Source organism: Paraburkholderia sp. RL17-347-BIC-D (assembly GCF_046027915.1).
In the GTDB taxonomy this organism is placed as follows: Bacteria; Pseudomonadota; Gammaproteobacteria; order Burkholderiales; family Burkholderiaceae; genus Paraburkholderia.
This window is the reverse complement of record NZ_JARESS010000060.1, coordinates 1-25,963: the sequence shown is the minus strand read 5'-3', so window position 1 is coordinate 25,963 and position 25,963 is coordinate 1. Positions and strand designations below refer to the sequence as shown.

Genomic DNA, 25,963 nt, shown 5'->3' with positions numbered 1-25,963 from the left:
GCGCGCTGTGTTATCCCTGATGTGGCCGATGTTTCCTTGCCCTTTTATGGAGTCGATGAGATGACAACTGTGGGAAATAGCACGATCGACGACATCTCCTCCGGGATTCGCCGTCGCGCAGTCGTCACGGGGGCGGCGCGTGGGCTTGGCCGTGCGATGGCGAATGGGCTGCTCGACGCTGGCAACACCGTGCTGTTCGTCGACCGTGATGCCCAGCAGGTCGCGGAAGCGGTCGCTCAGGCAAATGTGCAGCGCGGCACGGCCAATGCCTTCAGCTTTGCCTGTGACCTGACGCAACCCGATGCAGTCGCCGACGTGATGTTCAGGGCAGACGAAACGCTTGGCGGCATCGACATCCTGATCAACAACGCGGGTGTGGGGCCGTCGCTCGTCACCCCGGATTACTTCGACAATCCACCTTCGTTTGTCGATCTATCCGATGACATGGTGCGGTTGTTCTTCGAGATCAACGCTGTTGCGCCGTTTCTGCTCGCGATCCACGCCGCGTGGCGCATGCGCGCGCAAAACTGGGGGCGTGTTGTGAATGTCACGACCAGCCATGAATCGATGATGCGACGCGGCTTCGCACCATACGGCGGCTCGAAGGCGGCGCTGGAATCGCATTCGGCCATCATGGCCCAAGACCTTGCGGGCACCGGCGTTACCGTCAACGTACTCGTGCCGGGCGGTCCTGCGGATACGCCGATGATTCCCCCGGAGGCGGGTTTCGACCGATCGAAGCTGGTGCCGCCGCAAGCGCTGATCGCGCCGCTCGCGTGGCTAGTGTCGGAAGGCAATGCGGCGCCAAACGGCAAGCGGGTCCTGGCCGCCACCTGGACGCCCGAGGCGGCCGCGGCAGCCGGCGATGCTTCGGTTGCGCCAATCGGTTGGCCGCTCATCGGCAGGACGATCATGCCGAACCCATAGCCGTTACACCACTACCCCACTACGCAACGCATCGCAGTGTCATCGAATTCATCACAGGAACCAGCATGCAGACATTTCAGGAAAAGGTTGTCATTGTCACCGGCGGCGCCCGCGGCATGGGTCGCGTCGAGTCGACCTTGTTCGCCGAAGGTGGCGCTTATGTTGCGATCTGTGACGTCGCGCCAGAGGAAGGCGAGCAGAGCGCCTCCGAGTTGCGGGAGCGAGGGCTGCAAGCGCGTTTTTTCAAGCTTGACGTGACATCGCAGGAAAACTGGAGTCAGGTGATTGCAGCAGTGCTGGAGTGGCGCGGGCGTATCGACGTCCTGGTCAACAATGCCGGCATTCTCTATCGCAAGACGATCTCGAACTATCCGGAAGCCGAGTGGCGCCGGGTACTCGACGTCAATCTCACAGGCACCTTTCTCGGTGTGAGCCAGGTCGCACCGACCATGTGCGCGCAACGCGGCGGTGCGATTGTCAATATCGCGTCCAATGCAGCACTGTCCGGGCACGCGGACCCGGCCTATACGGCGAGCAAATGGGGCGTGCGCGGTTTGACGAAGTCTGCCGCGCTCGAATTCGCGGCGTTCAACGTCCGTGTCAATTGTGTTTGCCCAGGGCTTGTCGTGACCGACATCAATCGCCATTCACCACATCTGCAGCCGATGATCGACATGACGCCTGTCGGCCGTGCAGTCGAAGCCGATGAGATCGCATCTGTCGTCGCGTTCCTGGCGGGCCCTGCGTCAGGCGGCATCACCGGCGAGGAAATCGTCGTGGACGGGGGCTTTACCGCTGGTGCCGCCTATTGGAAGGTGGCCAGCCAGGCAGGTCTGTATCAGACACCCAAATGAGCACGGCACGCATCGCAATATTTCATATCAACGCAAGGGGTTTGGTGTGAGCATGTCCACTTTTGAAGGCAAGTCAGTATTGGTCGTCGGCGGCGGCGCGCGCGACGGGATTGGATTTGCAACCGCACAGATGCTTGCCAAGCAGGGTGCCCGCATCGCGTTGGCTGATCTCGATGGTGGTCGAGTACGAGAACTCGTGGCCGATCTGCCCGATTCCGAGCGACATTCTGCCTACGCACTCGATGTCACGGATGAGGCCGCGGTTGCGCAAGTCGTTGGGGCGGTCGTGCAGCACCACGGCGCGATCGATGGCCTCGTCGTTTCGGCTGGTCTGTATTCGCCAGAGTCTTTCACGGCGACTTCACGCGCCACCTGGGACCGCCTGTTCGCGGTCAACGCCACCGGTGCGTTTCTGGTCTCGCAGACCGTCGCGAAACGCATGGTGGAGTGGGGCCGCGGACGCATTGTTCTGGTTGCGTCTATCGGCGCGCGCCAGCCGCAGCTGACCGCGGCGGCTTACGGTGCGTCGAAAGCCGCAGTGATCCAGTTGGGCCGTTACATGGCACTGGAACTGGCCCGCAAGAACATTACAGTTAACATCGTGTGTCCCGGGTCGACCGCCACGTCGATGATGGGCACCGATCCGGTCCGGCACGAGATCGCGATCAACGGCAATCTCGCGCAATGGCGGCTTGGCATTCCACTCGGACGCATGGCTGAGGCGGCCGATCAGGCGGCAGCAATTACATTTCTGCTTGGCGAAACCGGCCGCCACATCACCGGGCAGGTTGTAACCGTTGACGGTGGGCAGTCGTTTCTCTAGCCCGGGCTTGGTGCAGTAACAGGCATGGACGCCTTTTGGCCCGACGGCGCGGGAGCAGTGTGGTGGACTTTGAAGAATACAGCCAGATTTTTTTGTCGAAAATTTGACGTGTACGTCAAAAAAGCTATACTGACGTCAACGGATACGGAGACATTGATATGAGCAACATACCAGCCGGCGCGGTTCTCGAACGTCCTCATACGTTGACGATTGACTGGTTTCCTGACACTTTGCCGTCTGCCACACAACAGACCAGCGTGACACTGCGCACTGAAGATGGCGCTGCCACCTGCGGGGTTTTGTACCGGGGCGCGTCGACGAAAACGGTCGTTTGTCTGATGCATCCACGCGAGAACTTCACATTTCACTACCTGATTCCCGGACTGCTGCGCGCGGGCGCGTCGGTCTGGGCACAAGCGGCGCGCTCGGTCGGTAACGACCTCCGGCTCGAGCATGAACTTGCCCTGCACGACGTCGCGGCCGGCTTGTGCTATCTCCGCGAAGCGGGCTTCGAGCGCATCGTGTTGCTCGGCAATTCGGGCGGTTCGGGGCTCTATAGCTTCTACATCCAGCAATCGGCACTGCCCGCGCAGGACCGGATCACAAAGACGCCTGGTGGTCGCGCTACACATCTGGCGAGCGCGACCATGCCGATGGTGGACGGAATGATCTATCTGGCTCCGCATCCGGGGCAGGGGCGTTTGTTGATGGGGTGCATCGATCCGTCGGTTACTGACGAAGGCGATGCGCTTTCGATTGACGATACGCTGAACCCCTTCAACCCCGAGAACGGCTATTCCCGCGAACCAGGGGCGACAAGCTATAACGCTGAGTTCGTCTCCCGCTATCGCGACGCACAACGGGAGCGCGTGGCGCGCCTCGACCGGATGGCCCGGCAACTGATCGCCGTGCGCCAGGATGCGCGGCGGGCCGTGAAAGACAAGACGGCAACCCGTCGGCAGAAGCTCGTGGCCAACCACACGCCGGTCATGACCGTGTGGCGTACGGACGCCGATCTACGCTGTCTTGACCCGTCGCTCGATCCCTCCGATCGCAAGCTCGGTTCGCTCTGGTCGCCGAATCCGGTGGTCTCGAATTATGGTTCGGTGGGCTTTGGACGCTTGTGTTCACCGGAGTCCTGGCTCTCGACATGGTCCGGTCTCTCATCGAATGCGGCATTGGAAGCAACCGCGCCTTCGGTCACCGTGCCCTCGTTGCTGGTCGAATACACCGGCGATCAGACCACTTTTCCATTAGCCATTGCCGACATTTTTGCCGCTATCGGTTCGAACGATAAGACCCACGTTCGCGTGCGTGGCGATCATCACGGCAGACCGCTGGATGACGGGGATGAACCGGGCCGGGCAATCGCCGCGCGCGCGGTCGGCGAATGGCTGCATCAACGGTCTTTCTTATAACTCGGGAGTTGACGAATGAATCAATCAGTACCGCTCAGGCTGTCGGGGGTCGATCACACGGCGCGCCCGACGTGGAAGCTGCGCGAAACCATCGAGTTCTATCGCGACACGCTGGGTTTGCCGCTCGTTCACACGATCTCCGCGCGAGGCTGGGGCCCGGAGAGTCATCCGGACTTTCTTCATTTTTTCTTCGACAGCGGTAACGGCAGCACGATCGCCTTTTTCTACTATCTGGGCGAACGGCGACCGCAAGAGCGTCCCTTGATGCCGCCGACGCCCGACGACCATGTGTTCGATGCGACACACACCGCGTGGCTGACCGATAGTGCGGAACAGTTACTCGCATGGAAGGACATGCTTGAGGCGAAGGGCGTCGAAGTCTCATCGACCACCCAGCATGAAGTGATCGAATCGATCTATTTTCGTGACCCCAATGGCTACTTCATCGAGATCACGGTCAAGCTGCGCGAACTGCAATCTCTGGACGCACGGGATGCGGCGCTAACACTTGAAGCGGCGATCATAGCGGAGCAGATCGCGAGCGACCATGCAGGGCAAGTCCGAGAGATCGATACTGTATGGCAGGAAAAGGGCAGACTCTTGAGTGGGCAGTGCGGCATAAAGTGCGAAGGCCCGGGCATTTTCGTGCCGGCGCTGGTGGAATTCACAAGCGTGGTTGATGCAGCGCGGCGTAATTCCGAGTATCGCGTCTCGCAACCGTCGCCGGGTTACTTCCTGATTGAATCGAACGAGACGCTCGAATTCAATCGCAGGGAACTGGGCCTGAAACCGGCCGTCTGGTATGGACTTTTCACCGGCGGATTGTGTGGGCGTATTGACACGTTTGACAAAGACCGCGTTCGCATCGTCGAACAATAAGAGCGGGTCGACTGGAGAAGACAGACATGGCAGGTATCCATTATCCGCTCGAAGGCGTCGTGTATTGCGAGCCGTCGATCGCCCGGCACTATTTTGAGGTGGGGGCATGGAAAGACAGAACGTTCGGCCAGGCGCTCGCCGAGACGGCGCAACGCCTTCCCGACAAGTTGGCCTTGATCAGCGACGAACGCAACATCACATTTCGTGCGCTGGATGAGCAAAGCGACCGTCTGGCCGCCGCTTTGCTCAAACTTGGACTCGAACCCGGCGCACGCGCAGTGTTCCAGATGGGCACGACGATCGACACCGCACTAGCGTTATGTGCGTGCTACAAGAGCGGTATTGTTCCGGTTTGTGCGTTGCCGCAGTATCGCGAGGTCGAGATCGGCAAGCTTGCGAGCCTGTCGTTGCCGCAAGCCTATTTCGTGCAGGCCGACGCTGCACAGTTCGATCTGGTCGGTTTTGCACGGAAGATGTGTGCGGAACATTCGTCGTTCAAAAATCTGGTCGTTGCGCGCGGTGATGCGCCCGCTGGGACGCACTCAATGTCCGCGTTAGTGGAGTCGGTCTCGCTGGATGAGGCAAGGACCACTCTACGCGGTGTACACATCGGCTCGGAAGACGTCCTGAGTTTCCAGCTCTCTGGCGGCACGACTGGAGTGCCCAAAATCATCCCGCGTTTTCACGCGGAATACCTCGCGCATGCCGAAGCGTGGGCGAGGCACGTGGAGGCGGGTGAAAACGCCACGCTCATCTGGTCACTGCCTCTGCTTCACAACGCGGCGCATCTGTATGCGCTGGTGCCCACGATATCCCTTGGGCAAACCACCGTACTCATGCCGAAAGTCGATATTGTCCGGATGGCAGAACTGATCCAGCAGCATCGCGTGACGCATGCTGTTTCAATCGGACCGGTCGCGCCGCAGATCATGGCGTGCGCCGAAGTGCTTGATTACGATCTGTCGTCGCTGAAACTGTTTTTCTGTCTCACGCGCGCCGATAGCCTCGAGGCCTTCCTCGGTGTGCCGAGTTCGAATATGTATGGCACGACCGAAGGATTGCTGATCGGCTCTGGCCCGACAGTCAACGCATTCGTCCGTCATCACACGCACGGGCGCTCGGGTTGTGAGCATGACGAACTCGTTCTGCTCAATGCCGATAACGAATCCCCCGTCGCGCCTGGCGAAATGGGTGAGCTATGTTTTCGCGGCCCGTCCAGCCTGAGAGGCTACTACAACGCACCGGAGGCTAATGCCACGGCCTTCACGTCGAACGGTTTCTTCCGGACCGGGGACATGATGCGCACGCATGTCATCGACGGCGTGACCTACTTTTCGTTCGAAGGGCGCCTGCGCGACAACATTAATCGCGGTGGCGAGAAGATCGGCGCGGAAGAAGTCGAGGCGTTTCTGAGCCGTCATCCCGCTGTGCTGGACGCGAAACTGGTGGCCATGCCGGATCCGTTTTACGGAGAAAAGGGCTGTGCGTTTCTGATTCTTCGTGAAGGGCATGCGGCGCCTGATATCCCGCAGATGATCGAGTTTCTCTCATCGCAGGGTCTCGCGAAGTTCAAGTGTCCGGAACGGATTGAAATTGTGGACGCGTTTCCGGTGACGCGGGTCGGCAAAGTCGACAAGCCGACCATGCGCCGGATCATCGCCGAAACTATTGAGGCCGAAACTGCGGCGAACATTTCACCTTCCAGAGAGGATCAATGACATGAGCAAGATCGCTTACCGGATCGGCCAGATCGTGCCGAGTTCCAACACGACGATGGAAACGGAAGTGCCCGCGTTGCTGCGGCGCCGGGAGACGCTCGCGCCGGAACGATTCACGTTTCATTCGAGCCGCATGCGCATGCATAAAGTGACGAAGGAAGAACTCGTCGCCATGAATAAGGAAGGCTTGCGATGTGCGGCGGAACTCGCCGACGCCCGCATGGATGTGATGAGTACCGCCTGCCTTGTCGCGATCATGGCAATGGGCCCGGGATATCACCGCACAGTGGAGAGCGAGCTGGCGGAGGTGGTCAAAGCCAATCAGTGCGATGCGGAGGTGATGACTTCAGCCGGTGCGCTTATTGAAGGGCTGAAGATCATGGGTGCGCGCCGAATTTCGTTGATGGCGCCCTACATGAAGCCGCTGACCAAGCTGGTGGTGGAGTACATCCAAAGCGAAGGGATCGAGGTTGTCGATGCGCTGTCATTCGAGATCCCCGATAACCTGGATGTGGGGCGGCGCGACCCCATGCAGCTTCTACAGGACGTGGAAAGACTTTACGTGGGGAATGTCGACGTCGTTGTGGCGTCAGCGTGTGTGCAGATGCAATCGCTGCCAGCCATCGAGGCAATCCAGACCCGACTTGGGATTCCCGTCACGTCAACAGCGGTGTGCACGACGCGGCGGATGCTCGACAGGCTGGGCCTCGACGCGGAGATTCCGGGCGGCGGCGCGTTGTTGTCGGAAAAATTTGCAGTGCCTGTGGCGCCGGTCGAGGCCTGAGATGACCGCCTTCGAGGGTTTCGACACCGGCCCGTCAGAGTGGTTGATCAGCGGTCAACCCTTCGTGGTGCGTCGGCGCGTGAAATGGGCCGAGTGCGATCCGGCCGGCGTGGTCTACACGGTCAATTTCAGTGAATACGTGATTTCTGCGGCAAACCGGTTCTATGCTTTCCTGCTTGGCGCCCCGGTTGAGGCCGGCAAGGACGCCCAATCGTTCGGGACGCCGGTCAAGGCGCTTAGCTTTGTATTCAACAAGAGCCTGAGACCGGATGAACTGTTCGATGTAAGCGTGACCGTCATGGATGTGCGCGAAAGATCTTTCGATCTTGCGATAGCAGGAACCAACGAAACCGGGGAAAACATTTTCTCGGCGACGCTGAGTCCAATCTGCATAGCCCGTCCCGAGCGCCGTTCGATCTCGATACCAGCGGAATTTCGCAGCCGTTTGATGGAAGTCGTCGCGCAGCGCACGGCGCTCGAGCAAGACGCAGGAGACTGAAGATGGACATCAATATCGTTGGAGGAGGGCCCGGTGGGCTGTTTCTCTCATATCTGGTCAAACGGCGCTTTCCGGAGTGGACGGTCCGGGTCTATGAACAGAATGATGCCAGCGCAACTTACGGCTGGGGCGTGGTGTTTTCGGATGTCGCGCTGTCGTTTCTCGAGAAATCGGACCCCGAGTTCTTCCGTCGGTTCACCGCCGGCCACGTGCGTTCGGAGCACATGGAAATTGTCCACCGCGGCGTGCACGTGCCGATCCATGGCAACTGCTTTTCGCGGGTCGCCCGCATTGCCTTGCTGCAATTTCTGCATGCCGAATGCAGGTCGGCGGGCGTCGATCTACAGTTCAACGCTCGCGTAGACATCCTGGGCGCATTGCGTCAGGCAGATCTCGTTGTGGTGGCGGATGGCGTAAACAGTCGGACGCGCGCGCAATATGCGGATGCCTTCAAACCGTCGTTCGTGCAGCGTCGCAACAAATTTGCCTGGTACGGAACAAGCAAGCCGTTTCATGCTGTCTCGCTGATCTTTCGCGAAACCGAGTTCGGTGTTTTCATCGCCCACAGTTATGAGTACGCCGACGGGATGAGTACCTTTCTGATCGAAACGGATCCGCAGACGTGGACACGCGCCGGATTGGGCGAAATGAGCGATGCGGACAGCCGTGCCTTCTGTGAGCAGGTTTTCGCCGACGACCTGGACGGACACGGTCTGTTGTCGAACAAGTCCACCTGGTTTGAGGCCGTGACCGTTAAAAACGAGAACTGGCATCACGAGAACATGATCCTGATCGGGGACGCGCTGCGTTCGGTGCATTTCTCGCTCGGCTCCGGTACACGGATGGCGATGGAAGATTCGATCGCGCTATACGAAGGCCTGTGCGCACACAGGTCTGATCTAAAGTCTGTGTTCGAGTATTTCGAGGCGTTGCGCCGCTCCGCTTCGGATCGCTTCCAGCTTGCCGCGGCAAAGAGTCTTGATTGGTATGAAAACGTCGGCGACAAGCTGCATCTCGATCCGATCGGCTTCACTTACGATTACATGCGCCGTACCGGACGCGTGACGCATGATGATTTGCGCCAACGAGACCCGGGATTCGTTCGGCAATATGAACTGCTACACGGTGAGCCAGTGAACTGAGGTTCCGGCTGCGGCGGGTCTATTTTTTTGTTCGTTATTTGTCGGTGTTGTCAAATAAAAGATGTGAAAGTCAATTGAATGGCGACCCCGGTTGTCACGGGAACGACGGGTCCGTCCGGGTCCGCTCACGCGAATTCGCACCGAGTATAGAAATCAGGTTGGGAGACAGTTATGGCATCGCCTGGGGAAGAGACCGCTTTTTCGTTGTTCGACGGCAGGCCTGTTAGCGCGATGCAGTGGCGCGTACTCGGCATATGCGCATTGTGCATGGTGATCGACGGCTTTGATGTTCAGGCCATGGCCTATGCCGCTCCGGCGCTGATAAAAGCCTGGGGCACCAGCCGCTCCGTATTGGGGCCGGTGTTCGCGGCCGGGTTGCTGGGCATGTTCGCCGGATCGCTGGTGCTCGCGGGATTTGCTGACAAGATCGGCCGCCGTCCGATGCTGATCGCGGCGACCGCCTGGATCGCGCTTTGCATGGTGCTTACCCCTTTCGCCAACTCGATTAGCGCCCTAATCGGCATTCGTTTTGCTGCAGGGATAGGAATGGGTGCGATCGTTCCGAATGCAATGGCCCTCGCAGGCGAATACAGCCCGGCACGCATCCGCGTGAGCCTGATGATGGCGGTATCGTCGGGATACATCGTCGGTGGCGTGATCGGCGGAGGGATAGCGGCGCTGGTGATTGCACCGTTCGGCTGGGGCGGTGTCTTCTACGCGGGCGCATCGCTCACAGCGCTGTTGTCCCTTTCAATGTTTGCGGCGCTTCCCGAATCGCTGCAATTTTTCCTTCTGCGCCACCCGCAAACGCCACGAACCTTGCACCTGCTACACCGGGTGGCGCCCGGGGCCGCCATGCCCACGTTGCCGCCCGCGAACGGCGTACTTAGTGGCAATACGCTCGCAATGCTGCTGGGGGAGGGCCGCCGGATCGTTACGCCGCTGCTCTGGGCTGCGAACTTCGCCAACATGCTTTGCGCATACTTCCTCGCCGCATGGATCCCCGTGCTGATGAGTGGGGCAGGCTATTCGTCGAGCATAGCAGTGTTGGCGGGGACGGCACTTTGGCTTGGCGGGCTGGTGGGTAATTTCGCGTTGGGCATGCTGATCGATCGGCGCGGCTTTGCGGCGGTGTTGTTTGCCAATTTCGCCCTCGGTGGCATAGCAATAGTCGGCATCAGCTACTTTCATAACATGCCGCTGGCCGCCGGTCTATGCATCGCATTCGCCGGATTCTGCATTCTCGGCGGTCAATCCGGCCTGAATGCACTGGCGGTCACGATCTATCCGACAAGAGCGCGGGCTACGGGTGCGGGTTGGGCACTCGGTTTCGGCAGACTCGGCGCGGTGCTTGGGCCACTCGCCGGCGGCCAGTTGATGGCGCTCGCATGGAGCGTCGATCAAACGTTGCTTGTGTCGGCCGTGCCGACCGCGCTGGCGGCGGTGGCTGTCGGCAGTCTTGGCCGCATACATGAACGCCGCGTGAAACAGATCCCGGCTTCCGGGGAGAAGGTGCTGGTTCGGCACAGCACGTCCAGTCAGCTGGACAAAAAGGCATAACCGACGAAGAGCGGTTTGCTGGACCTGAGAGGTTCGTCAGCGTTGTTATCCGATGTTTAACCAAAATGTGAGGCACTGTTGAATACAAGCACTTCTTCGGCCGCAACCCTCGGTCGCATTCTGATGAGTTCGCTCTTCCTGATGAGCGGTGTCGGCAAGCTGACCGACCCCGTTGGCACCCAAGCCTATATTGCCTCAAAGGCGCTGCCATGGCCCGAGGCCGCTTACGTCATCGCAGTTGTAATTGAACTAGGGTTTGGGACGGCACTCGTTCTCGGCTATCGAACCCGTATCGTGGCCGCCGTAATGGCGATATTTACATTGGCGACGGGGCTGACCTTTCACGACAACTTTGCTGATCCCAAGCAACTGATTAGTTTCATGAAGAACATTGCGATTACGGGTGGATTTCTGCAGGTGATCGTATGGGGTGCTGGGTCTCTGAGCCTCGATGCATTCATTGCGGCAAACCGGCGACGCGAGCGCGCGTAGCGGTCAGCAGTTCTTTGTATCGTGACATCTTCTGATTGCTATGACATGAAATTATCAATTTATAGACGGATAAACAATAAATAGTATTACTAAATAATATTGGAGACGATTCGTGAAAAAGGCTTATATTGGATGTTTAATCGGTGGATTCGTTTGCGCAGGACATGCGCAGAGCACAATCACCCTCTATGGCATTGTGGATCTTGGCGTCACTTACGTGAACAAGGCACAAACCGGCAAAGCAGGCGATGCGCTGTCAGGTGCACATCAGTTTGCTCTAACCGATGGAACAGCGACGGGAGTAAGCGGGAGTCGCTGGGGTTTGCGCGGAACGGAGGATCTCGGCGGAGGGCTGAAATCACTATTCGTCATCGAAAACGGTTTCAACGCGAATAACGGCGTACTTGCTCAAGGCGGAACGGAGTTCGGCCGCCAGGCCTACGTGGGGATCACTGGCGGACCCGGAACAGTGACACTCGGCAGGCAATATGACACGTTGGTCGACTTCTTGCAGCCGCTGGCTGTCGTGGGGCAGTGGGCGGGATTCATGGGCACGCATCCCGACGACGTCGACAATCTGGCAAATTCGAATCGCATCAACAATGCGGTCAAGTTCACGAGCGCTGCGTACCACGGGTTTAGCGCGGGTGCTGCCTATAGCTTCGGTGGCACGGCGGGGAGCATTACACAGAACCAGATCTGGTCACTCGGCGCCGGTTATGCCGGCGGTGCACTGTCGCTGGGTGCCGGTTACCTGAATGCGCGCGATCCGAATATTTCCTTCTACGGGAATACGCCGAACAAGGGCGGCGTGACAGCGGACAATATGGGGTCGCTGGGATCGGCGACGTCGGCCCAATCGAATCCTGTGTATGCTGGCTATGCATCGGCCAAAACGACCGAGATTTTTGGTGTGGGTGCGGCGTATACGATCAGTGCCACTACGCTCGGATTCGTTGCGACCAATACGCGTTTCGAGTCGCTTGGCTCCGCCTCAGGTCCCAACCCGTTCGGCTATTCTGGAACTGCCCAGTTTACGAACCTTGAGTTGAGCGTTAGATCCCGGCTCACCCCCGCATTATTGATTGGCACGGCATTTGATTATATGCGGCGAAATTCGGTAAAAGGCGATGGTGGCGCCCGGTATCTTCAACTCGACTTCGGTGCCGATTACAACCTCTCCAAGAGAACGGACCTTTACGCGTTAACTGTCCTGCAGCGCGCAAGCGGCCGTGACTCACTCAATCAGGCGGCGGTCGCCTCCGTCAGCGGCTTTAGCCCGTCTACCTCCAGCAAGCAGGTCGGTGTTCGCGTTGCATTGCGGCACAAATTCTAGCGGTGGGGGAGCAGCCAGGCAGCGCACGATGAACTTATTGCGAAACATGAGAGTCTTCGTGCGCGTGGCGGAGGCGGGCAGCTTCACCGCGGGCGCGGAGCAGTCGGACATGACCACGGGGCAGGCTTCCCGTTTTATCTCGGATCTGGAGGCCCATTTGCGCACCCGCCTATTCAATCGGACGACCCGGCGTATCGCGTTGACCGATGCGGGAAACCGGTATTTACATCGCTGCAAGGAAATCCTTGCACTGATCGATGCGTCCGAAGTCGAAGCCGGAGACGCACGAACATCACCGGCTGGCGTGCTTCGTATTCATGCTCCGTTGAGCTTCGGGCAGATCTATGTCGTGCCGGCATTGACTCACTATCTGGAGCGATATCCGTTGGTCCGTGCTGACGTGACGCTTTCGCAGCGATTTCCCGACTTGCTCGATGAGGGATTCGACGTTGCGTTCCAGGTCGCCACGGCCAATTTACCCGACTCCGCACTCGTGTCTGCCAGAATCTGCACGATGCCAACTGTGCTGTGCGCGTCGCCGAAATACATCCAGCGGCAAGGCGCACCGAAGTCGGTGCAGGAGTTGCGTCAGCATACGTGCTTGCAGTTGGTCACCCCGCACTTTCCGGTCGATCGCTGGAGGTTTGAAGGAAGAGACGGTGCGGCAGAAATCGAACTGCACCCGGGCAAGTTGCGCGTGAACTCGGCCGATGCCTTGGCGGTCGCTCTGGTTGAGGGATTTGGCATAGGGCCGTTGCCCATGCTTTCTGCGTTATCGGCGCTGCAATGTGGCGCGTTGGTGCGTGTGTTACCGGAATACGAGCTGCAGGGTACGACCGTGTATGCTACTTATTTGTCGCGAGAGTATCTGGACGCAAAAATCAGGACATGGATTACTTTTCTACGCGAGTTTGTGACGGCGGCGCTTTCTACCAGCCACGTTTGAACTTGACCATCGACGGATGACGACGGCGCATGAGTCAGCATGGGCCGCGAGGGGTTGAACAGGATGGTCCGGGCGTTACAATCACGCAAACACAACACTACGGTATGACGGCAAACTGGCCGTCGACCGCTATCAGGAGTGGTTTCGTGGCAAAGGTGAATGCTGAGGGGCAAAAAGAACAGATCCTGAACGCCGCGGCCGCGCTCTTCATCGAGAAGGGTTTCGGCGGTGCGTCGATGCAGGAAATCGCCGAGGCGCTTGGCGTGACCCGTACCGCCGTCTATTACTATTTCAAGAACAAGGACGAGATACTCACGGCGCTGGTGGAGGAGGTCACCTTGAGAGCGAGGCGGCTGTCGAGTCAGGCGGTTGCCGAGCCGGATGCGGATCCGAAAGAGCGTCTGCGTCTGTTGGTTCATCAGCATACGATGCTGATTCTGAGCCACTACAATGAATTTCGCGTGATCCATCGCACCGAGCAGCAGTTGCCCGAGCGCGCGTATCGTGCGAATGAAGATGCCAAGCGCGCAGTATTGAGCAACTTTACCTCGGCAATCGAGGCAGGGGTGAGTGCAGGGGTGTTCCGTGTCGTCGACGCCAAGGTCACGGCGTTTACGCTCATCGGCATGTGCAGTTGGCCCGCGTTCTGGTACAAGCCGGAGGGGGCGAGCAGCGCGATCGAGATCGCCGACACGATCGCGGAGCTCGCGGTGCAATCGGTCGTGCGGCCGGCCAAGCGGCAATTGAAAGGCAGCAGCGCCGTCAGCGAAGCGTTGGCGCTGCTACGCGAGGATCTGGATCATCTATCGCTGATGATCGACAAAACGCCGAAGGCCGGATAGTTAGTTATTCGCCTACGGTTTGACGCTCTCGCTGCCCGCAACCGGTGTCCAGTTCGCGAGCGGCGTGAGGAAATGAAGGTCGAAGCGGCGTTCGACGAACGCCCAGCGGCCGTCGCGACGTTCAAAGCGGTCGTGGTAGAGGCCGCTGATTTGTACCGGACCCATCTCGACATGGGTGCACAGGCAGTCGACGGCAGCGCGGCCGGTCGCTGCATCGCCGTCGATATTGATCAACGGGTTGGCCATCCAGTGATGCATGTGGGGCATCTTCTGCCAATTCTGCCGTGCAGATCCAATAATCGCTTCGACGCCTTCAAAGTTGCCGAACGCGTCGCCGAGCGATAGCGATGCACCTTCGTGCCAAATGCTGCGCAGCAGGGTTTCATCATGGTTGTCGAAGGCCTGAGCGTATTCAGCGATCAGTCGTTCAAGAGCAAAGCGGCTTTCTAGTGCATCGAGCCGTAAGTCCAGAGTTGGAAGATTCATGAAATATATCCTGTGATGGGCGATTTAAAAGTCGGAGGAGCGGGACAGTTCGCGCCAGCGTTCGACTTCACGGGCAACGTAATCCAGCTTGTCGTCGACGACTTTGAGCGCGTCGGCGCCTGCGACGAAGCGCAGCGGCGGGGCCGTTTCGTTAGCGATCCGGACTAGCGCACGGCCAAGCTTGTCAGGGTCGCCGACCTGGTTGTGATTGCGGGCTTCGAACACTGCATTGGCTTTGGCCCGGAAATCGTCATAGTCATCCAGAGCGTGCGTGCCGCGTTTTAGCGAACGGTTGTCGAGAAAGTCGGTACGGAAGGCGCCTGGCTCGACGATGGTAAGCTTGAGGCCGAAGTCCGCGATTTCCTGTGCCAGAGCCTCGGAGAAGCCTTCGATGGCGAACTTGCTGGCCGAATACATCGAAGCGCCTCGAACTCCCTTGAAACCGCCATTGGACGACATGTTGATGACGTGCCCTGAACGTTGCCGACGCATCGCCGGCAAGACCGCCCGGGTGACGTTGAAGGTGCCGAACACGTTGGTGGCGAACTGGCGCTCGATTGCCTCGGGCTCGATTTCTTCGAATGCTCCGAACTGACCATAGCCCGCGTTATTGACCAGCACGTCGATGCGGCCAAAGCGGGCGAGGGCGGCTTCCAAGGCGGCCTCAGCCTGTGCTGCATCGCGAATGTCCAGCTGCGCTGTCAGAACGTGCGCCGCGTTCGCGGCATAAGCTTCCTGCAGCCGTTCAAGGTCGAGATCGGTGGCAACCACGACATCGTCCGCAGTCAACGCTGCCCGGGCAATGCCGGCGCCGATACCACCAGCACTTCCAGTAATGAACCAGACTTTGCTCATAGTGGCATGTCCTGTTCAACCCAGGCTAACGCCGACGTGTGGTGCGGCGTCCAGCCGAGTTCCTCACGGGCACGCTTCGCGCGGACACGGCTATTGGAACCGAAGGTGTAGTGCGCATGGACCTTACCCCAACGCTCGGTAGCCTGCTCGACCGACAACGATTCAACCGGTCCAAGCTTCAGACGCCGTGCGATAGCATCGCCAATTTCACCGAACGACGCCTCGCCGTTCTCGATGAAATAAAACGCGCCAGCCGGTGCTTTCTCCAATGCGAGCAGATAGAGTTCGGCGACGTCTTCGATATGGACGTTCGACCAGCGATTGACGCCCCGTCCAACAATGTGCACCACGCCGCCCTTACGCGCGTTGTCGACCAGAAAGGGGATCTGCACGCTGCGCGGATTGAGACCGGTGCCGCTGCCGTAGATGTTGCTCGGACAGATCACCACAGCGCGCACACCTTCCCCGGACGCGGCGAGTACCCGCAGTTCAATGTCGCGACGGGGTTGCTTGACGGGCTCGACGACCATCGGTGTGTTTTCGTCGAAGATTGCTTCCGCAACGCTATTGCCCAGCGCGTCATCCCCGATCACACTCGAACCACTGGTGTGGAGCAATGGCTTGCCGGAGCCCCGCAGTCCTTCGATAAGGGCTTCGATCGCCGGCCGATGGTCGCTGTCGGCAGCGTGAATCACGCCTTCGGATTGCCCGGCCTCACGCGTCAGAAGACTGCTGTCTTCGAGGCTCCCGATCACGGGCTCGATACCCAGTGCCTTCAGCGATTCGGCTTTGCTTGCGTCGCGTATCAGTCCACGAACGCTGTGGCCTGCGGCGAGCAGGCGGCGGGCGACAGTGCCGCCGACGAAACCGCTGGCACCAGTAATGAAAATGGTCATGATCTGTTCCTTTGGATAACGTAGTTAGCTGCTCAAGCCGGCAGCAAGGTAGTCTGGTGCGCGACAAGCCTCCACATTTCCTGCTCGCGTCGCCACACCACCGTGAAGAGCGAATGGAGACTCCGTTCCGTTCCACGCACGGTCGCTTCCATTTTCAGAGAGCCACTCGCGACAAACGATTCATTACCAAGGGGTACGACTGTCTCGATGCGGCTATTGGCGCTTCGGTAGATCACCGCGCCCGCGCGGACGGCGTCGAGGTAGTTCGTCTTGTCGTCCTTCAGGCCACTCGAATGCACGAATTGCAGATCGTCGGATAAAAGGTCGGTTAGCGCGGTAGCATCGGCATTCAGCAGTAACTGCCATCGTGTGTCTTCGAGCTTGCGTGCGAGATCGAAAAGGTCTGGTCCGGTTGTCATCATGAGTTCCTGTTCAGGCATCGGTGTGATACCGCTGCATCTTCAATTTGACGGAAATGGAGGTTGTATCTCTACGGGCAAAGAGTTGGCGTCCTGCCTGCCCTGCAAAAGTAACGGCTTTTCGGGCATGAATTAAGTAGGGTAGAGTTCCCGATAGAGCGGACAATGTGTCCGTCCAATGGATGCTGCGAGACTATGGATAGCGTTGCACTTAATGTTTTTGTTCAGGCCGCCGAGACGCGCAGCTTTGTCGCTGCCGGCCGCATTCTGGGTATTTCTGCCTCAGGCGTGGGTAAAAGCGTGACGCGTCTCGAGGAAAGTCTGGGCGTCAGGCTGTTTCATCGAAGCACACGCAGCGTCACGCTGACGGCCGAGGGCGAGATGTTTGTCGAACGCGCACGCCGCATTCTGGCTGAGTTCGACGCGGCGCAAGCCGAGTTGTCGGAAGCCTCTGCAGTCCCCAAAGGGCGATTGCGCGTCGGGTTACCGATGATCGGCGAACCCTTTCTACCTGTACTTGTCGAGTTTCAGCGGCGTTTTCCCGAGATCGAACTGGATCTCGATTTCGATAATCGGAAGGTCGATGTGATCGAGGAGGGCTATGATGCTGTTGTTCGTAGCGGCGACGTTGAGGATTCCCGTTTGACCTCGCGGCGACTTGGCTCTTTCCGGATGCTGCTTGTTGGCGCGCCGGCCTATTTCGAACGCTGCGGGAAGCCGGTGCATCCGAGGGAACTCGCCGAACACGCCTGCATTCAATTCCGCATACCGAACACCGGCAAACTGCAGGTGTGGCAACTGCGCCGCGATGCCGACGAAGTCGAAGCGCAACTGTCCACAACGGTGACATGCAATACCAACGAGGCGCGCTTGTGCTTTGCGCTGGAAGGTCTCGGCATTGCCTACATGTCGGACTTCACGGTGCGCGATGCCCTCAATGACGGCCTGCTGGTCACGGTTCTGGACGAATACACGACCGACCACAACACCTTCCAGCTGTTGTGGCCGTCCGGCAGACATATCACGCCGAAGCTACGAGCGTTTATCGACTTCATCAGCCAACACGTACCGTTGGAGCAGGGACGTCAATAGCAGACGAGCAGTGCGTTTCGCGGCGATTGCCGGACACGCTTGCTTCTGACGCACGGTATACACAGTCCATCGATTTACCAGACCGAATCACCGCGAATCACCGCATCCGCACCACCGTCAATGAAAATGGTCTGGCCGGTCATATGGCCGTTCTTTTCGCTGGCGAGCCAGGCAAGGAACTCGGCAGCGGCCAAAGGCTCATACGGACCGCCGAGTGGCATGGGGGTGCCGGCGCTGACGGCGCGCTTTTTATCGGGGTCTTCGAAAAGTCGCGCGAGCAATTCGGTCCTGACAAGTCCCGGCGCAAGCGCATTCAGCGGTATACGCGAAGCAGCCCAATCCGCATTGATCGCATTGCGCCGGATCCATCGTGAAAGTGCTCTCTTGGTTGTCGCGTAGACGTAACTCGCGTCTCGTGCCCGTTCCAATGCCTGTTCCTCTGTACCATTGAGCAGCATGTTCAGAAGTTGCTCATCGTAGGGGTGGACGGAGGTAATGGACGAGACGGCCACGGCACGAGGGGCCGACGACTTCAGCAGCAGCGGGCGGAGCCCCTGTAGCGTCGCCACGGCGCCGTAATAGTTGATCGCTACGGTGGCGGGGCTCGCAATATCGACACCTGCCACGGCGAGAACGGCGTCGATCGAACCGCCGCTTTTTCTCTCCACCTGCTCGACCAGATCGACGCGTCCTTCAGGTGTACCCAGGTCTGCGATGACTTCGGCGTTGCGAATATCAGTGCCTATCACATGATGACCCTGCGCCTCGAGTAGCTGCCTGGTTGCGAGGCCAATTCCGGATGCTGAACCTGTAATGACGTATTTTCTGAACGTATTGGACATATTGATTTTTCCATTTAAGACGGGCTAGAAAGGCAAACCGGCGCATACATGAACCCGTGGCCGGGGGCTGTTTGCATGTCGAAAAGGTAGCCGCTCTACCTCGAAAGGTGAAGAAGGCTGCGGCTCCCGACAGTGCGGACAGGTTGTCCGGACCTGCACGCTCCTTGGGCACTTGTATGTCATGGATTCCTGGCAAGGGGTTAGCGGACGCATCGCCAGCTCAATCGACGCCGAGCATCAATGGCGCAACCCGCGCGCGCATCACGCGCAGCCGCACCGGCAGCCTGGCAATGTGCCGGTATCGCGCTGGACGCGCAACATCACTACGCTGCTCGAAGTCGTCAATCGCGGCAATGGGTCCGATCACTACATCGGCCTGGCCCTGACGGAGGCTGGTGGGTTCGTTCAATCACGCCTCGATGACGAACTCGATGCGCTCACGAAGACGCTTGGTGGTGGTTATCATGCGGTAGTCGACGCGCTGTCATAATCGCGATGGGCTGCGCGGGATCTCTCGCTCACGGATGACAGGTTCGTTGCCCGTCCCGTGTCGGGTTCGAGGCGAAATTTGTCATGGCGGACCTAAATAGTGGAATGGCCGCTTCGCGCTGGAAAACGGCCCTTGCGATTACGCTGGTACGTAGCGCGGCTTTGGGTCAGCTGGTGTCCGACGCGCAATGCGTGACTTGGGAGTTTGCACGTGCGGAGCGTCGGGCAGGGTTCGGCCATGAACTGCCGTTGATTTGAGTTTATATTTTGACTTTCGAAGGGCCGCTCCGCCTCGGCGGATTCAACCGGTGGATGCAATAGTTTGGTTAAACCGCTCGGCGGGCGTTTCGTAGTTCAGTGTCTTCCTCGGACGCTCATTGAGGCGTCTCGCCACGGCATTGAGTTTGGCCTGTGAATACACCGACAGGTCGGTTCCCTTCGGGAAGTACTGCCTCAACAGTCCATTCGTGTTTTCATTCGACCCACGCTGCCAGGGATGTTGTGGGTCGCAGAAGTAGACGGTAACGTCAGTGGCGACAGTAAAGCGTTTGTGGCTGGCCATCTCCGTGCCTCGATCCCAGGTTAGCGATTTGTAGAGTTCCTGCGGCAATTTGCAGGCGTGTTTGATCAGCGCATTGGCAACTGTCTCGCTGTCCTTGCTGGCAATCTTCACCAGCATGACATAGCGTGTCTGGCGTTCGACGAGTGTCGCAATCTGGCTGCTCCCGCTGCCGCAAAGCAGATCACCTTCCCAATGTCCCGGTACCGCGCGGTCCTCGACTGTGGCTGGACGTTCGCTGATTGACACTGTGTCGCGGATCCTGCCGTGCTCGCCCGTTTTCTGCGTGTAATGGCGGGAACGCCGCATGACCCGGGTACGCCGCAAATGTTCCAGCAATTCCTTCTTCAAGGCACCACGGGCCTGGATGAAGAGACTGCGGTAGATGGTCTCGTGTGACACGTGGTAATCCTCGTTGCCCGGGTACGCGCGCTTGAGCCATCCGGCGATCTGTTCGGGCGACCACTCCAGTTGAAGTTTGTCTGCCACGATGCGTGCCAACATCCGGTGTTCGACCAGCTTACAGAGTTTGGGCCGCTGCGCCCGATCCCAGGCAAGCTGATCGGCGTAGCTTGCCCGATAGCCATCCTGTCCACTGTTGCGTTTGATCTCGCGGCAGATGGTAGACGGAGCCCGCGAAAGCCGACTGGCGATTGACTGGATCGAATCGCCAGCGACGAGCGCTCTCGATATCTCCTCCCGCTCGGCTAATGTTAGCGCCAGCCGCGAGCGATGTCGCTGTGCCGGCTGGATTCCACCGGTTTCGCCGATAATCCGCTGCACGGACGAGTGGTGGCGATCGAAAAGCTGGGCGATATGCTGGAGAGACTCACCCTTCCGCCAGCGCTCCCACATCAGCGCTTTCTGCTTCTCGCTGTAGTAAATCCGGCGCCGCTGTTTCATTTGCAACACTCCCGCCGCTCACGCAGCTTCTAGTGTGTTGCATCCACCGGTTGAATCCGCCCTCACATAGCTGACTTTGATATGGACCAGACTTGGCGAGGTTCTGGATGTGTCACCTGAATGGCCACCAAAGCGCATGACGTCGCATCAAGTACGCTTCGATTTTGAATCCACCGGAAACCATTCAGCGTTTGGACGTCTTCACAAAAGTGCTCTTGAATTGCGCCCCCAAACAACCCGGCTCGCTGCGTGACTAGTCGCTAAATTTAAGGTTAAGCGTCAATCAGTGCGCCAAATCGCCGCAAATCATTTGGCGACCAGCTTCTGGGCTGAGCTTTCGACTGCTGATTTGCTCCATCGACGCGCTGCCAAGATTACCTTTTGCCCGACCGTTGTGTCGCGCGGCACCGACAGCATGCGTGCGCCGCCGAACGAATCGATAAGAAATCCACTTCTTTCTCACCTTATTTCTTCGTAAGATTCAGCTTGAGCGACGGCGGAAATGCCGACTAGAAGAACCAACACTGAGAACTAGTTTGACGGTCGATAAAGTGCATATAAGCCGATTTCTAATCGTGGCCATGGTTTGTAGCGCCCCCTTTTCGGCCAGCGCTCAGGGAAACTGCGTAAAAGACAATATGGGCCGCATTTTCTGCGCTCCACCTGGAGGAGTCGCGGTGTCTACGATGCAGGGCGCTGCTTGCGCGCCAGGAAGGTGCATCACGGACAACATTGGCTACGTGAAATGTTCAAGTCAGTTTGGCGGCGGCGCAATGCTCAACGATCTGGGGCGACCGACGTGCGTCGGCGGCTGTGTCAACCCCTCAAAAGAATTCTGTCAAAAACTCGGGGATAAAAAATGAGGTTTCTACTGTCAGTCACTCTCTTGGCTTCCTTAACAGCATGCGGCAGCACAATGATAGGCGGTTCTCGCCCCGGCTCCACGCAAGCGGACTTTTCCGGCGAGTTGCTCGAGTGTAGGGCTATGTCACAGCGTGTTTTCGACCGTCAGGACACGAATTCAATTGTTCAATGCATGGAAGCGAAGAACTGGAAGATTCAGCTGAAGGACGGCTGATCGAGAGGATCAGTTTCAGCCTGGGTCGACGACAGTGCGTCCATGATGATCAACGAAGGCGTCCCCGTCTATCACGTGCAAAAGATCCACGGGAAACGAAGCTCCATGAGGCGCTTGCCGTGCTTGACCGACCGCGTGCAGTGCCTCCGGCCTCGAAAGCCGCCTGAAATGCGCCAGATAGGCCGCAGCAATGAAGGAATCCGCATGACATGCTGGATATATTTAAGGCACTAAGCGTTTTCGGGCGGAGAGGCCGTCGCCCCGCTAGCATTCGTCAAATTTTCTAGCGCCGCCTGTATCAGTTCGTCCGGATTCCTAGGTGCTCGGCGTTGATTAAAGGCCGCATCGATATCTTCCCGGCTGACTAAAACGATGCCAAGTGAACGCACGTCTTCAGCGTCAGCGGCAACTTGGTCTCGGGGCACCCCGCATACTAGGACCGCGACGACGTTCAGAGCGTGTCCGCTTTCCTGAAGTGCCTTAGTGAGCGATCCACGTCTGTCCACTAATTTGCCGGCCTTGTTTCGGAAGTCCGCAGTCTTGAGGGTGCATTCAACAAGGATTAACTGGCCGCCGGGCGTAGCAACAATCAAGTCAGTCGCATCGTTGTCGAGTGTCAGCACAGGCGAAAAACCGAGCAAGAACAATAGTGACGCAATGCCCCTTTCGAACAGACGTCCGTCGGCGGCAGTCGTCAGCGCGTCCGTGAGCTTCTTCAACTCCTTGTCGAAATGTTGAACGGTTAGTAGGCGGTTGTTGCGTGCCTTCGTCGGGTCGAGAATCCACGTTCGTCGTACCGTCGCATTGCCGATCATCAGCATCAGCAGCACCTGATCAGAGTCAGGGAGATGGACAAGTGCGGTTCCCTTGCGTAATCCGTCCTCGTCCTTCCATTCCAGCCTATCAGCGATCTGCTTCCGACCGAGCATAAAATTGCCCGGAACTGCACGCACTGCCAGACGAAGTGTCGATGTATCAAAGTTGGGGTGCGCGGCGACAGTGACCAAGAGCTGGTCCGAGGTGAGGCTGCATTGATCAAAGCGGATGTCGGCTGGTGGAACAATTTCGCATGTGATCTGCGGGACCGTCAAAGGCTCCGTGCCGGGTTCTCGAAGACCCAACCACCCGGCGACATCTGCTAACCCGTCGAACGGTGGTTCCGCAAGTCTCAAAGCATCATCGATGCCCGAAAGAACCGGGGGTGTGAAAGATCCTCGTGGACCGAGAGATACCGTCAGGCGAAGCGGCGAAAACCACGCTTGCCGGTCGATCAATCCGCTCCCGTATTTGGGTCCTCTGTTTGCATGGGGCAACACAAACGTGCGTCCGTTGGCATGGGTGAGAAAGCCAACTCCTGCCCGTTCGATGATTGTTTCAGCGTCTTGAATCTTGTCGATTCGGATCTGGGTCTGGCTGACGATTACATCATCGACTTCTAAAAAGAAATTCCTGTCACCCTTCGGTGGCAATGGCGAAAGTACGATCGATGCATCCCAGAGTATTGCGTCATTTTTGCCGTCGCTTTTTTGGGCGATGAACCTCACGTCCAGTGTGTAACCGTCGCAAACCCATGCTGCTGCCGCCGCCTTGAAGCGCTTTAGGTGACTGACGTTCTCGTCTGGTAGATCTTCCATGTGCCCCCCGTCCGGACTGGCCAACTCTGCTCGGAGGTTGGTCGGGCACAGTTCAATCAGAACGCACGGCCAATCCGAAACTCCGTAAGCGCTGCCAGTATTAGTCTTGCTGCGCGTGACCCTAAAGGCCGACCTGCACGAGGTAGGCCGAGCTTAAGAACGCTATAGTATCCAAAAAATCGAGCAGCGCACTGCCAATTCGGACTCTCGCACTAGCATCATGGTCAACGCGCAACATTATTTAAAACTCCGTCGCGTAGACCTCGTATAGGGTGGCGCAAAGCCAGCAAAGTAGCTCGATAAGAAACGGCTCTGCGGCAACGCGGCCCGCGGGCGGACGTTTGCGCCTGTCGTTTCGCGCAGTCCCTCGCACGTCCGCTTCGCCACCACAATTGCGCCACTGCACCGCTTCATCACTGCATCAGCGCGCATCAAGCATCCCGCCTGGCCGCGCCGCATCCGGCACCGCTGGGCATCCTGACCGACCAATCGCCATAGCCACGAAGCTCCAACCGCATCGGCGCACTCCGCGGTTTCCTCCATCGAGGCTTATTCGACGCCTGCCAACACGCGCAGAGGCACCGTCACATTCCTGTGGCCGATGGCAGGCATCGAATAACCCTTAACGAACTGGGGCTGTTCAAAGTAACTTTGCCGAGCCTTCCCGGGCAGCGATGGTCCAGGGGGTAGAATGACAGGCGCAACGCCTGTCAGATATGGATGGCTCCCCTTGCTGTAGCAGATCTGTAGCACGCGAAACTTCCCCGCTTACAGCAACCACAGGCAATTCCGCCGGGCTAGCTCGCGTACTCACGCCCCATTGAGCCGATATAGGACCAAGGTGCAATATCGGCATCCCCCACTGGTCACGTAAACTAACCTTTGAGCAATTGCCGTGGATCGTGCGCTCCCGGACGACGTCAAGAACCAGGCCATCCTTACGGACGAGACGATTCGGGCGCTTTTCCTCACTGACGACCCGTTGATGAAGATATGAGGGCAGACCCGTGAACAGGCGTCTCTTGAGATTTGCGATGGTGCCAGCCCTGCTGTTCGCGGGCAGTGCCATCGGACAGCAATATCCGATTATGGACATGATGGCCGACAACCTCGTGCAAAAGTACCAGCAATCGTCCTGTGAGCAACTGTGGCATGAGAGAGCCGAGAAACAGGGCAAGCCAAAGCCCGAGAGAGAACAGCAGGCCGTGCAGATGCTGCGCGACGATCCACAGATGCGCACCGCGTTCATCAACAGGGTGGCAGCGCCGATCCTCAACAAGATGTTTGAGTGCGGCATGATCCCCTGACCGTCGACAGGGTGCCACGAGAGACCGAGGATTGAACTGCGAGCGACGTCGGTGTCGCATTGACTGTGTTTGTATGTGTATTCAGCGGCGCGCTGCTTGGCTTGTACGTGCGTGCCATGCTACCGGAGCATCACCTTGGCGATGATTCAGTCGGTGTCGTGAAGCTGGCGACCGGTCTGATCGCGACGATGGCCGCGTTGGTGCCTGGCCTGCTGATCTCGTCGGCGAAAAGCTCATTCGATACAGTGAATAGTGAGCTTGTGCACAATGCCGCTAACATCGTTCGCCTCGATCGCGTGCTGGCCCAATATGGACCTGAGACGCATGAGGTCCGTGACCTGCTTAAGCAGAACTACAGCACGTGGATTCAGATACTCGCTTCCCGCGATCCCGCGCAGGTATCAGCAGCGGGCAGCATCCAGTCGTTAAAACGGGCGGAAGGCCTTCAGCACAAGCTGAAAGAACTCTCGCCGCGTAACGAAGAGCAGCGTCAACTGCAGACGAGCGCCATCCAGATTGCCGATGAAGCGCTGGCCGTGCGCGGGCTGGCGCTGCTGCAGGAGGCAAGTTCACTCCCCATACCGCTGCTGGTAGCCCTGGTGTTGTGGCTTTCCATCATTTTCGGCTCGTTTGGGGTGTTCGCCCCCGCCAACGGCACGGTCATTGCAGCATTGTTTCTGGGCGCGTTATCCACTTCCGTGGCAATTTGCCTGATACTGGAAATGAACTCGCCGCTCGCGGGGCTGATTTCAGTCTCACTTGCTCCGATGCGCAACGCGCTCGCCATGCTTGGTCAGTAGCTGCGTGGAGCCCAGCGCGGGAGTCTCGGCACAAGCCTGCCGACCGGAGGGTTGAAGCGTAATGTCACCCGTGCACGGACGTCAGCGCTTACGCAACTTTGCCGACGCCACTGTCCAACGCGGCAAGGACTACGAGGCGGGTGAAACGGCCGCTCAGGACTGCCGGATTCAATCGGTGGATGCAATAGTTTGCTGGAATCGTTCAGTCGGCCGGAGCGGTCGCTCGCGCAAGGGAATGGCAGTCCATCTGAGTCAACGCGCCAAAACTTAGTGCCACGCGGCCAACGACGAATATTTCAGCGGTTGCATTTGCGATTAACGACGTTGATTTGCAAGCCATAACGTATCCTCTACAAGAGCGTTCTTCACGCCCATCGTCCTCG

General features: G+C 58.5%; 26 protein-coding genes. 18 read left to right on the top strand and 8 right to left on the bottom strand.

All coding sequences use genetic code 11. The annotated features are described in order from the left end of the window. The first annotated feature begins 60 nt into the window (after positions 1-60). The 14 genes from P0D96_RS41185 (at position 61) to P0D96_RS41120 (ending at position 14,220) form a co-directional block, all read left to right on the top strand. Positions 61-927 (top strand): SDR family oxidoreductase, encoded by an 867-nt coding sequence (locus P0D96_RS41185; RefSeq protein WP_408319605.1) that lies wholly within the window; start codon positions 61-63, stop codon positions 925-927. A gap of 65 nt (positions 928-992) precedes the next feature. After that, positions 993-1,781: an SDR family NAD(P)-dependent oxidoreductase gene (locus P0D96_RS41180; RefSeq protein ID WP_408182557.1), complete on the top strand. Its 789-nt coding sequence runs from the start codon at positions 993-995 to the stop codon at positions 1,779-1,781. A 52-nt stretch (positions 1,782-1,833) separates the two neighbouring features. Then, positions 1,834-2,604: an SDR family NAD(P)-dependent oxidoreductase gene (locus P0D96_RS41175; protein WP_408182558.1), complete on the top strand. Its 771-nt coding sequence runs from the start codon at positions 1,834-1,836 to the stop codon at positions 2,602-2,604. Positions 2,605-2,762: 158 nt separating this feature from the next. Continuing rightward, complete coding sequence (locus P0D96_RS41170; protein ID WP_408319603.1) at positions 2,763-4,022, top strand: alpha/beta fold hydrolase; 1,260 nt, start codon at positions 2,763-2,765, stop codon at positions 4,020-4,022. A gap of 15 nt (positions 4,023-4,037) precedes the next feature. Then, positions 4,038-4,901 (top strand): VOC family protein, encoded by an 864-nt coding sequence (locus P0D96_RS41165; RefSeq protein WP_408319601.1) that lies wholly within the window; start codon positions 4,038-4,040, stop codon positions 4,899-4,901. A 26-nt stretch (positions 4,902-4,927) separates the two neighbouring features. After that, positions 4,928-6,619 carry an AMP-binding protein gene (locus P0D96_RS41160; protein WP_408319599.1) on the top strand — a complete coding sequence of 564 codons (1,692 nt, stop codon included), beginning with the start codon at positions 4,928-4,930 and terminating at the stop codon, positions 6,617-6,619. Position 6,620: 1 nt separating this feature from the next. Further along, entirely contained in the window at positions 6,621-7,403 is a 783-nt protein-coding gene (locus P0D96_RS41155; protein WP_408319597.1) for a maleate cis-trans isomerase family protein, read from the top strand. Position 7,404: 1 nt separating this feature from the next. After that, positions 7,405-7,902, top strand: coding sequence for an acyl-CoA thioesterase (locus P0D96_RS41150; protein ID WP_408182568.1), 498 nt, complete (start codon positions 7,405-7,407; stop codon positions 7,900-7,902). Positions 7,903-7,904: 2 nt separating this feature from the next. Further along, on the top strand, positions 7,905-9,044 hold the full coding sequence (locus tag P0D96_RS41145; RefSeq protein WP_408182570.1) for an FAD-dependent monooxygenase: 1,140 nt from the start codon (positions 7,905-7,907) through the stop codon (positions 9,042-9,044). A 267-nt stretch (positions 9,045-9,311) separates the two neighbouring features. Then, positions 9,312-10,604, top strand: coding sequence for an MFS transporter (locus P0D96_RS41140; protein ID WP_408319595.1), 1,293 nt, complete (start codon positions 9,312-9,314; stop codon positions 10,602-10,604). Positions 10,605-10,682: 78 nt separating this feature from the next. Further along, positions 10,683-11,096 carry a DoxX family protein gene (locus P0D96_RS41135; protein WP_408182574.1) on the top strand — a complete coding sequence of 138 codons (414 nt, stop codon included), beginning with the start codon at positions 10,683-10,685 and terminating at the stop codon, positions 11,094-11,096. A 112-nt stretch (positions 11,097-11,208) separates the two neighbouring features. Further along, positions 11,209-12,432, top strand: coding sequence for a porin (locus P0D96_RS41130; RefSeq protein WP_408319593.1), 1,224 nt, complete (start codon positions 11,209-11,211; stop codon positions 12,430-12,432). 28 nt (positions 12,433-12,460) lie between these two features. Continuing rightward, complete coding sequence (locus tag P0D96_RS41125) at positions 12,461-13,378, top strand: LysR family transcriptional regulator (RefSeq protein ID WP_408319591.1); 918 nt, start codon at positions 12,461-12,463, stop codon at positions 13,376-13,378. Positions 13,379-13,524: 146 nt separating this feature from the next. After that, positions 13,525-14,220, top strand: coding sequence for a TetR/AcrR family transcriptional regulator (locus P0D96_RS41120; RefSeq protein ID WP_408182578.1), 696 nt, complete (start codon positions 13,525-13,527; stop codon positions 14,218-14,220). 12 nt (positions 14,221-14,232) lie between these two features. Here P0D96_RS41120 and P0D96_RS41115 read toward each other — a convergent pair whose 3' ends face one another. The 4 genes from P0D96_RS41115 to P0D96_RS41100 are packed head-to-tail and all read right to left on the bottom strand — an operon-like array spanning position 14,233 to position 16,879. After that, on the bottom strand, positions 14,233-14,706 hold the full coding sequence (locus P0D96_RS41115; protein WP_408182580.1) for a nuclear transport factor 2 family protein: 474 nt from the start codon (positions 14,704-14,706) through the stop codon (positions 14,233-14,235). Positions 14,707-14,730: 24 nt separating this feature from the next. Next, positions 14,731-15,561, bottom strand: coding sequence for an SDR family NAD(P)-dependent oxidoreductase (locus P0D96_RS41110; protein ID WP_408319588.1), 831 nt, complete (start codon positions 15,559-15,561; stop codon positions 14,731-14,733). Beyond that, entirely contained in the window at positions 15,558-16,457 is a 900-nt protein-coding gene (locus P0D96_RS41105; protein ID WP_408319586.1) for an NAD-dependent epimerase/dehydratase family protein, read from the bottom strand. The genes P0D96_RS41110 and P0D96_RS41105 overlap by 4 nt, the downstream gene beginning before the upstream one ends. A gap of 32 nt (positions 16,458-16,489) precedes the next feature. Further along, positions 16,490-16,879 (bottom strand): nuclear transport factor 2 family protein, encoded by a 390-nt coding sequence (locus tag P0D96_RS41100; protein WP_408319584.1) that lies wholly within the window; start codon positions 16,877-16,879, stop codon positions 16,490-16,492. 192 nt (positions 16,880-17,071) lie between these two features. Between P0D96_RS41100 and P0D96_RS41095 the strand changes: the two genes are divergently transcribed. Further along, a complete protein-coding gene (locus tag P0D96_RS41095; protein ID WP_408182587.1) occupies positions 17,072-17,968 on the top strand; it encodes a LysR family transcriptional regulator in 897 nt (298 codons plus the stop codon). 74 nt (positions 17,969-18,042) lie between these two features. On the opposite strand, the gene P0D96_RS41090 is transcribed toward P0D96_RS41095, so the two are convergent. Continuing rightward, the gene (locus P0D96_RS41090; RefSeq protein WP_408182589.1) at positions 18,043-18,810 is read right to left on the bottom strand and encodes an SDR family oxidoreductase; all 768 of its coding nucleotides are present in this window, start codon (positions 18,808-18,810) and stop codon (positions 18,043-18,045) included. Positions 18,811-18,991: 181 nt separating this feature from the next. Here P0D96_RS41090 and P0D96_RS41085 point away from each other — a divergent pair, with 181 nt between their 5' ends. Beyond that, positions 18,992-19,300 carry a hypothetical protein gene (locus tag P0D96_RS41085; protein WP_408319582.1) on the top strand — a complete coding sequence of 103 codons (309 nt, stop codon included), beginning with the start codon at positions 18,992-18,994 and terminating at the stop codon, positions 19,298-19,300. A gap of 300 nt (positions 19,301-19,600) precedes the next feature. Here the strand turns inward: P0D96_RS41085 and P0D96_RS41080 are convergent, their stop codons facing one another. Further along, a complete protein-coding gene (locus P0D96_RS41080) occupies positions 19,601-20,761 on the bottom strand; it encodes an IS30 family transposase (RefSeq protein ID WP_408319580.1) in 1,161 nt (386 codons plus the stop codon). Between the two features lie 1,308 nt (positions 20,762-22,069). Beyond that, positions 22,070-23,473: a hypothetical protein gene (locus tag P0D96_RS41075; RefSeq protein ID WP_408319578.1), complete on the bottom strand. Its 1,404-nt coding sequence runs from the start codon at positions 23,471-23,473 to the stop codon at positions 22,070-22,072. A 1,034-nt stretch (positions 23,474-24,507) separates the two neighbouring features. Here P0D96_RS41075 and P0D96_RS41070 point away from each other — a divergent pair. Together P0D96_RS41070 and P0D96_RS41065 are read left to right on the top strand one after the other, a co-directional pair. Further along, positions 24,508-24,780, top strand: coding sequence for a hypothetical protein (locus P0D96_RS41070; protein WP_408319576.1), 273 nt, complete (start codon positions 24,508-24,510; stop codon positions 24,778-24,780). Between the two features lie 59 nt (positions 24,781-24,839). Then, the gene (locus tag P0D96_RS41065; RefSeq protein ID WP_408319574.1) at positions 24,840-25,580 is read left to right on the top strand and encodes a bestrophin-like domain; all 741 of its coding nucleotides are present in this window, start codon (positions 24,840-24,842) and stop codon (positions 25,578-25,580) included. Between the two features lie 202 nt (positions 25,581-25,782). Here the strand turns inward: P0D96_RS41065 and P0D96_RS41060 are convergent. Then, positions 25,783-25,963 (bottom strand): hypothetical protein (locus tag P0D96_RS41060; protein ID WP_408319573.1); only part of this gene is annotated, 181 nt, incomplete at its 5' end.

Bases quoted from the DNA above. Each gene is read 5' to 3' on its own strand.
- P0D96_RS41075 (WP_408319578.1), bottom strand. From the start codon at position 23,473: ATGGAAGATCTACCAGACGAGAACGTCAGTCACCTAAAGCGCTTCAAG.
- P0D96_RS41185 (WP_408319605.1), top strand. From the start codon at position 61: ATGACAACTGTGGGAAATAGCACGATCGACGACATCTCCTCCGGGATT.
- P0D96_RS41170 (WP_408319603.1), top strand. From the start codon at position 2,763: ATGAGCAACATACCAGCCGGCGCGGTTCTCGAACGTCCTCATACGTTG.
- P0D96_RS41090 (WP_408182589.1), bottom strand. From the start codon at position 18,810: ATGTCCAATACGTTCAGAAAATACGTCATTACAGGTTCAGCATCCGGA.
- P0D96_RS41070 (WP_408319576.1), top strand. From the start codon at position 24,508: ATGGTGCCAGCCCTGCTGTTCGCGGGCAGTGCCATCGGACAGCAATAT.
- P0D96_RS41110 (WP_408319588.1), bottom strand. From the start codon at position 15,561: ATGAGCAAAGTCTGGTTCATTACTGGAAGTGCTGGTGGTATCGGCGCC.
- P0D96_RS41175 (WP_408182558.1), top strand. From the start codon at position 1,834: ATGTCCACTTTTGAAGGCAAGTCAGTATTGGTCGTCGGCGGCGGCGCG.
- P0D96_RS41145 (WP_408182570.1), top strand. From the start codon at position 7,905: ATGGACATCAATATCGTTGGAGGAGGGCCCGGTGGGCTGTTTCTCTCA.
- P0D96_RS41115 (WP_408182580.1), bottom strand. From the start codon at position 14,706: ATGAATCTTCCAACTCTGGACTTACGGCTCGATGCACTAGAAAGCCGC.
- P0D96_RS41155 (WP_408319597.1), top strand. From the start codon at position 6,621: ATGAGCAAGATCGCTTACCGGATCGGCCAGATCGTGCCGAGTTCCAAC.
- P0D96_RS41105 (WP_408319586.1), bottom strand. From the start codon at position 16,457: ATGACCATTTTCATTACTGGTGCCAGCGGTTTCGTCGGCGGCACTGTC.
- P0D96_RS41150 (WP_408182568.1), top strand. From the start codon at position 7,405: ATGACCGCCTTCGAGGGTTTCGACACCGGCCCGTCAGAGTGGTTGATC.
- P0D96_RS41140 (WP_408319595.1), top strand. From the start codon at position 9,312: ATGGTGATCGACGGCTTTGATGTTCAGGCCATGGCCTATGCCGCTCCG.
- P0D96_RS41095 (WP_408182587.1), top strand. From the start codon at position 17,072: ATGGATAGCGTTGCACTTAATGTTTTTGTTCAGGCCGCCGAGACGCGC.
- P0D96_RS41160 (WP_408319599.1), top strand. From the start codon at position 4,928: ATGGCAGGTATCCATTATCCGCTCGAAGGCGTCGTGTATTGCGAGCCG.
- P0D96_RS41100 (WP_408319584.1), bottom strand. From the start codon at position 16,879: ATGATGACAACCGGACCAGACCTTTTCGATCTCGCACGCAAGCTCGAA.
- P0D96_RS41085 (WP_408319582.1), top strand. From the start codon at position 18,992: ATGGATTCCTGGCAAGGGGTTAGCGGACGCATCGCCAGCTCAATCGAC.
- P0D96_RS41165 (WP_408319601.1), top strand. From the start codon at position 4,038: ATGAATCAATCAGTACCGCTCAGGCTGTCGGGGGTCGATCACACGGCG.
- P0D96_RS41080 (WP_408319580.1), bottom strand. From the start codon at position 20,761: ATGAAACAGCGGCGCCGGATTTACTACAGCGAGAAGCAGAAAGCGCTG.
- P0D96_RS41180 (WP_408182557.1), top strand. From the start codon at position 993: ATGCAGACATTTCAGGAAAAGGTTGTCATTGTCACCGGCGGCGCCCGC.
- P0D96_RS41125 (WP_408319591.1), top strand. From the start codon at position 12,461: ATGAACTTATTGCGAAACATGAGAGTCTTCGTGCGCGTGGCGGAGGCG.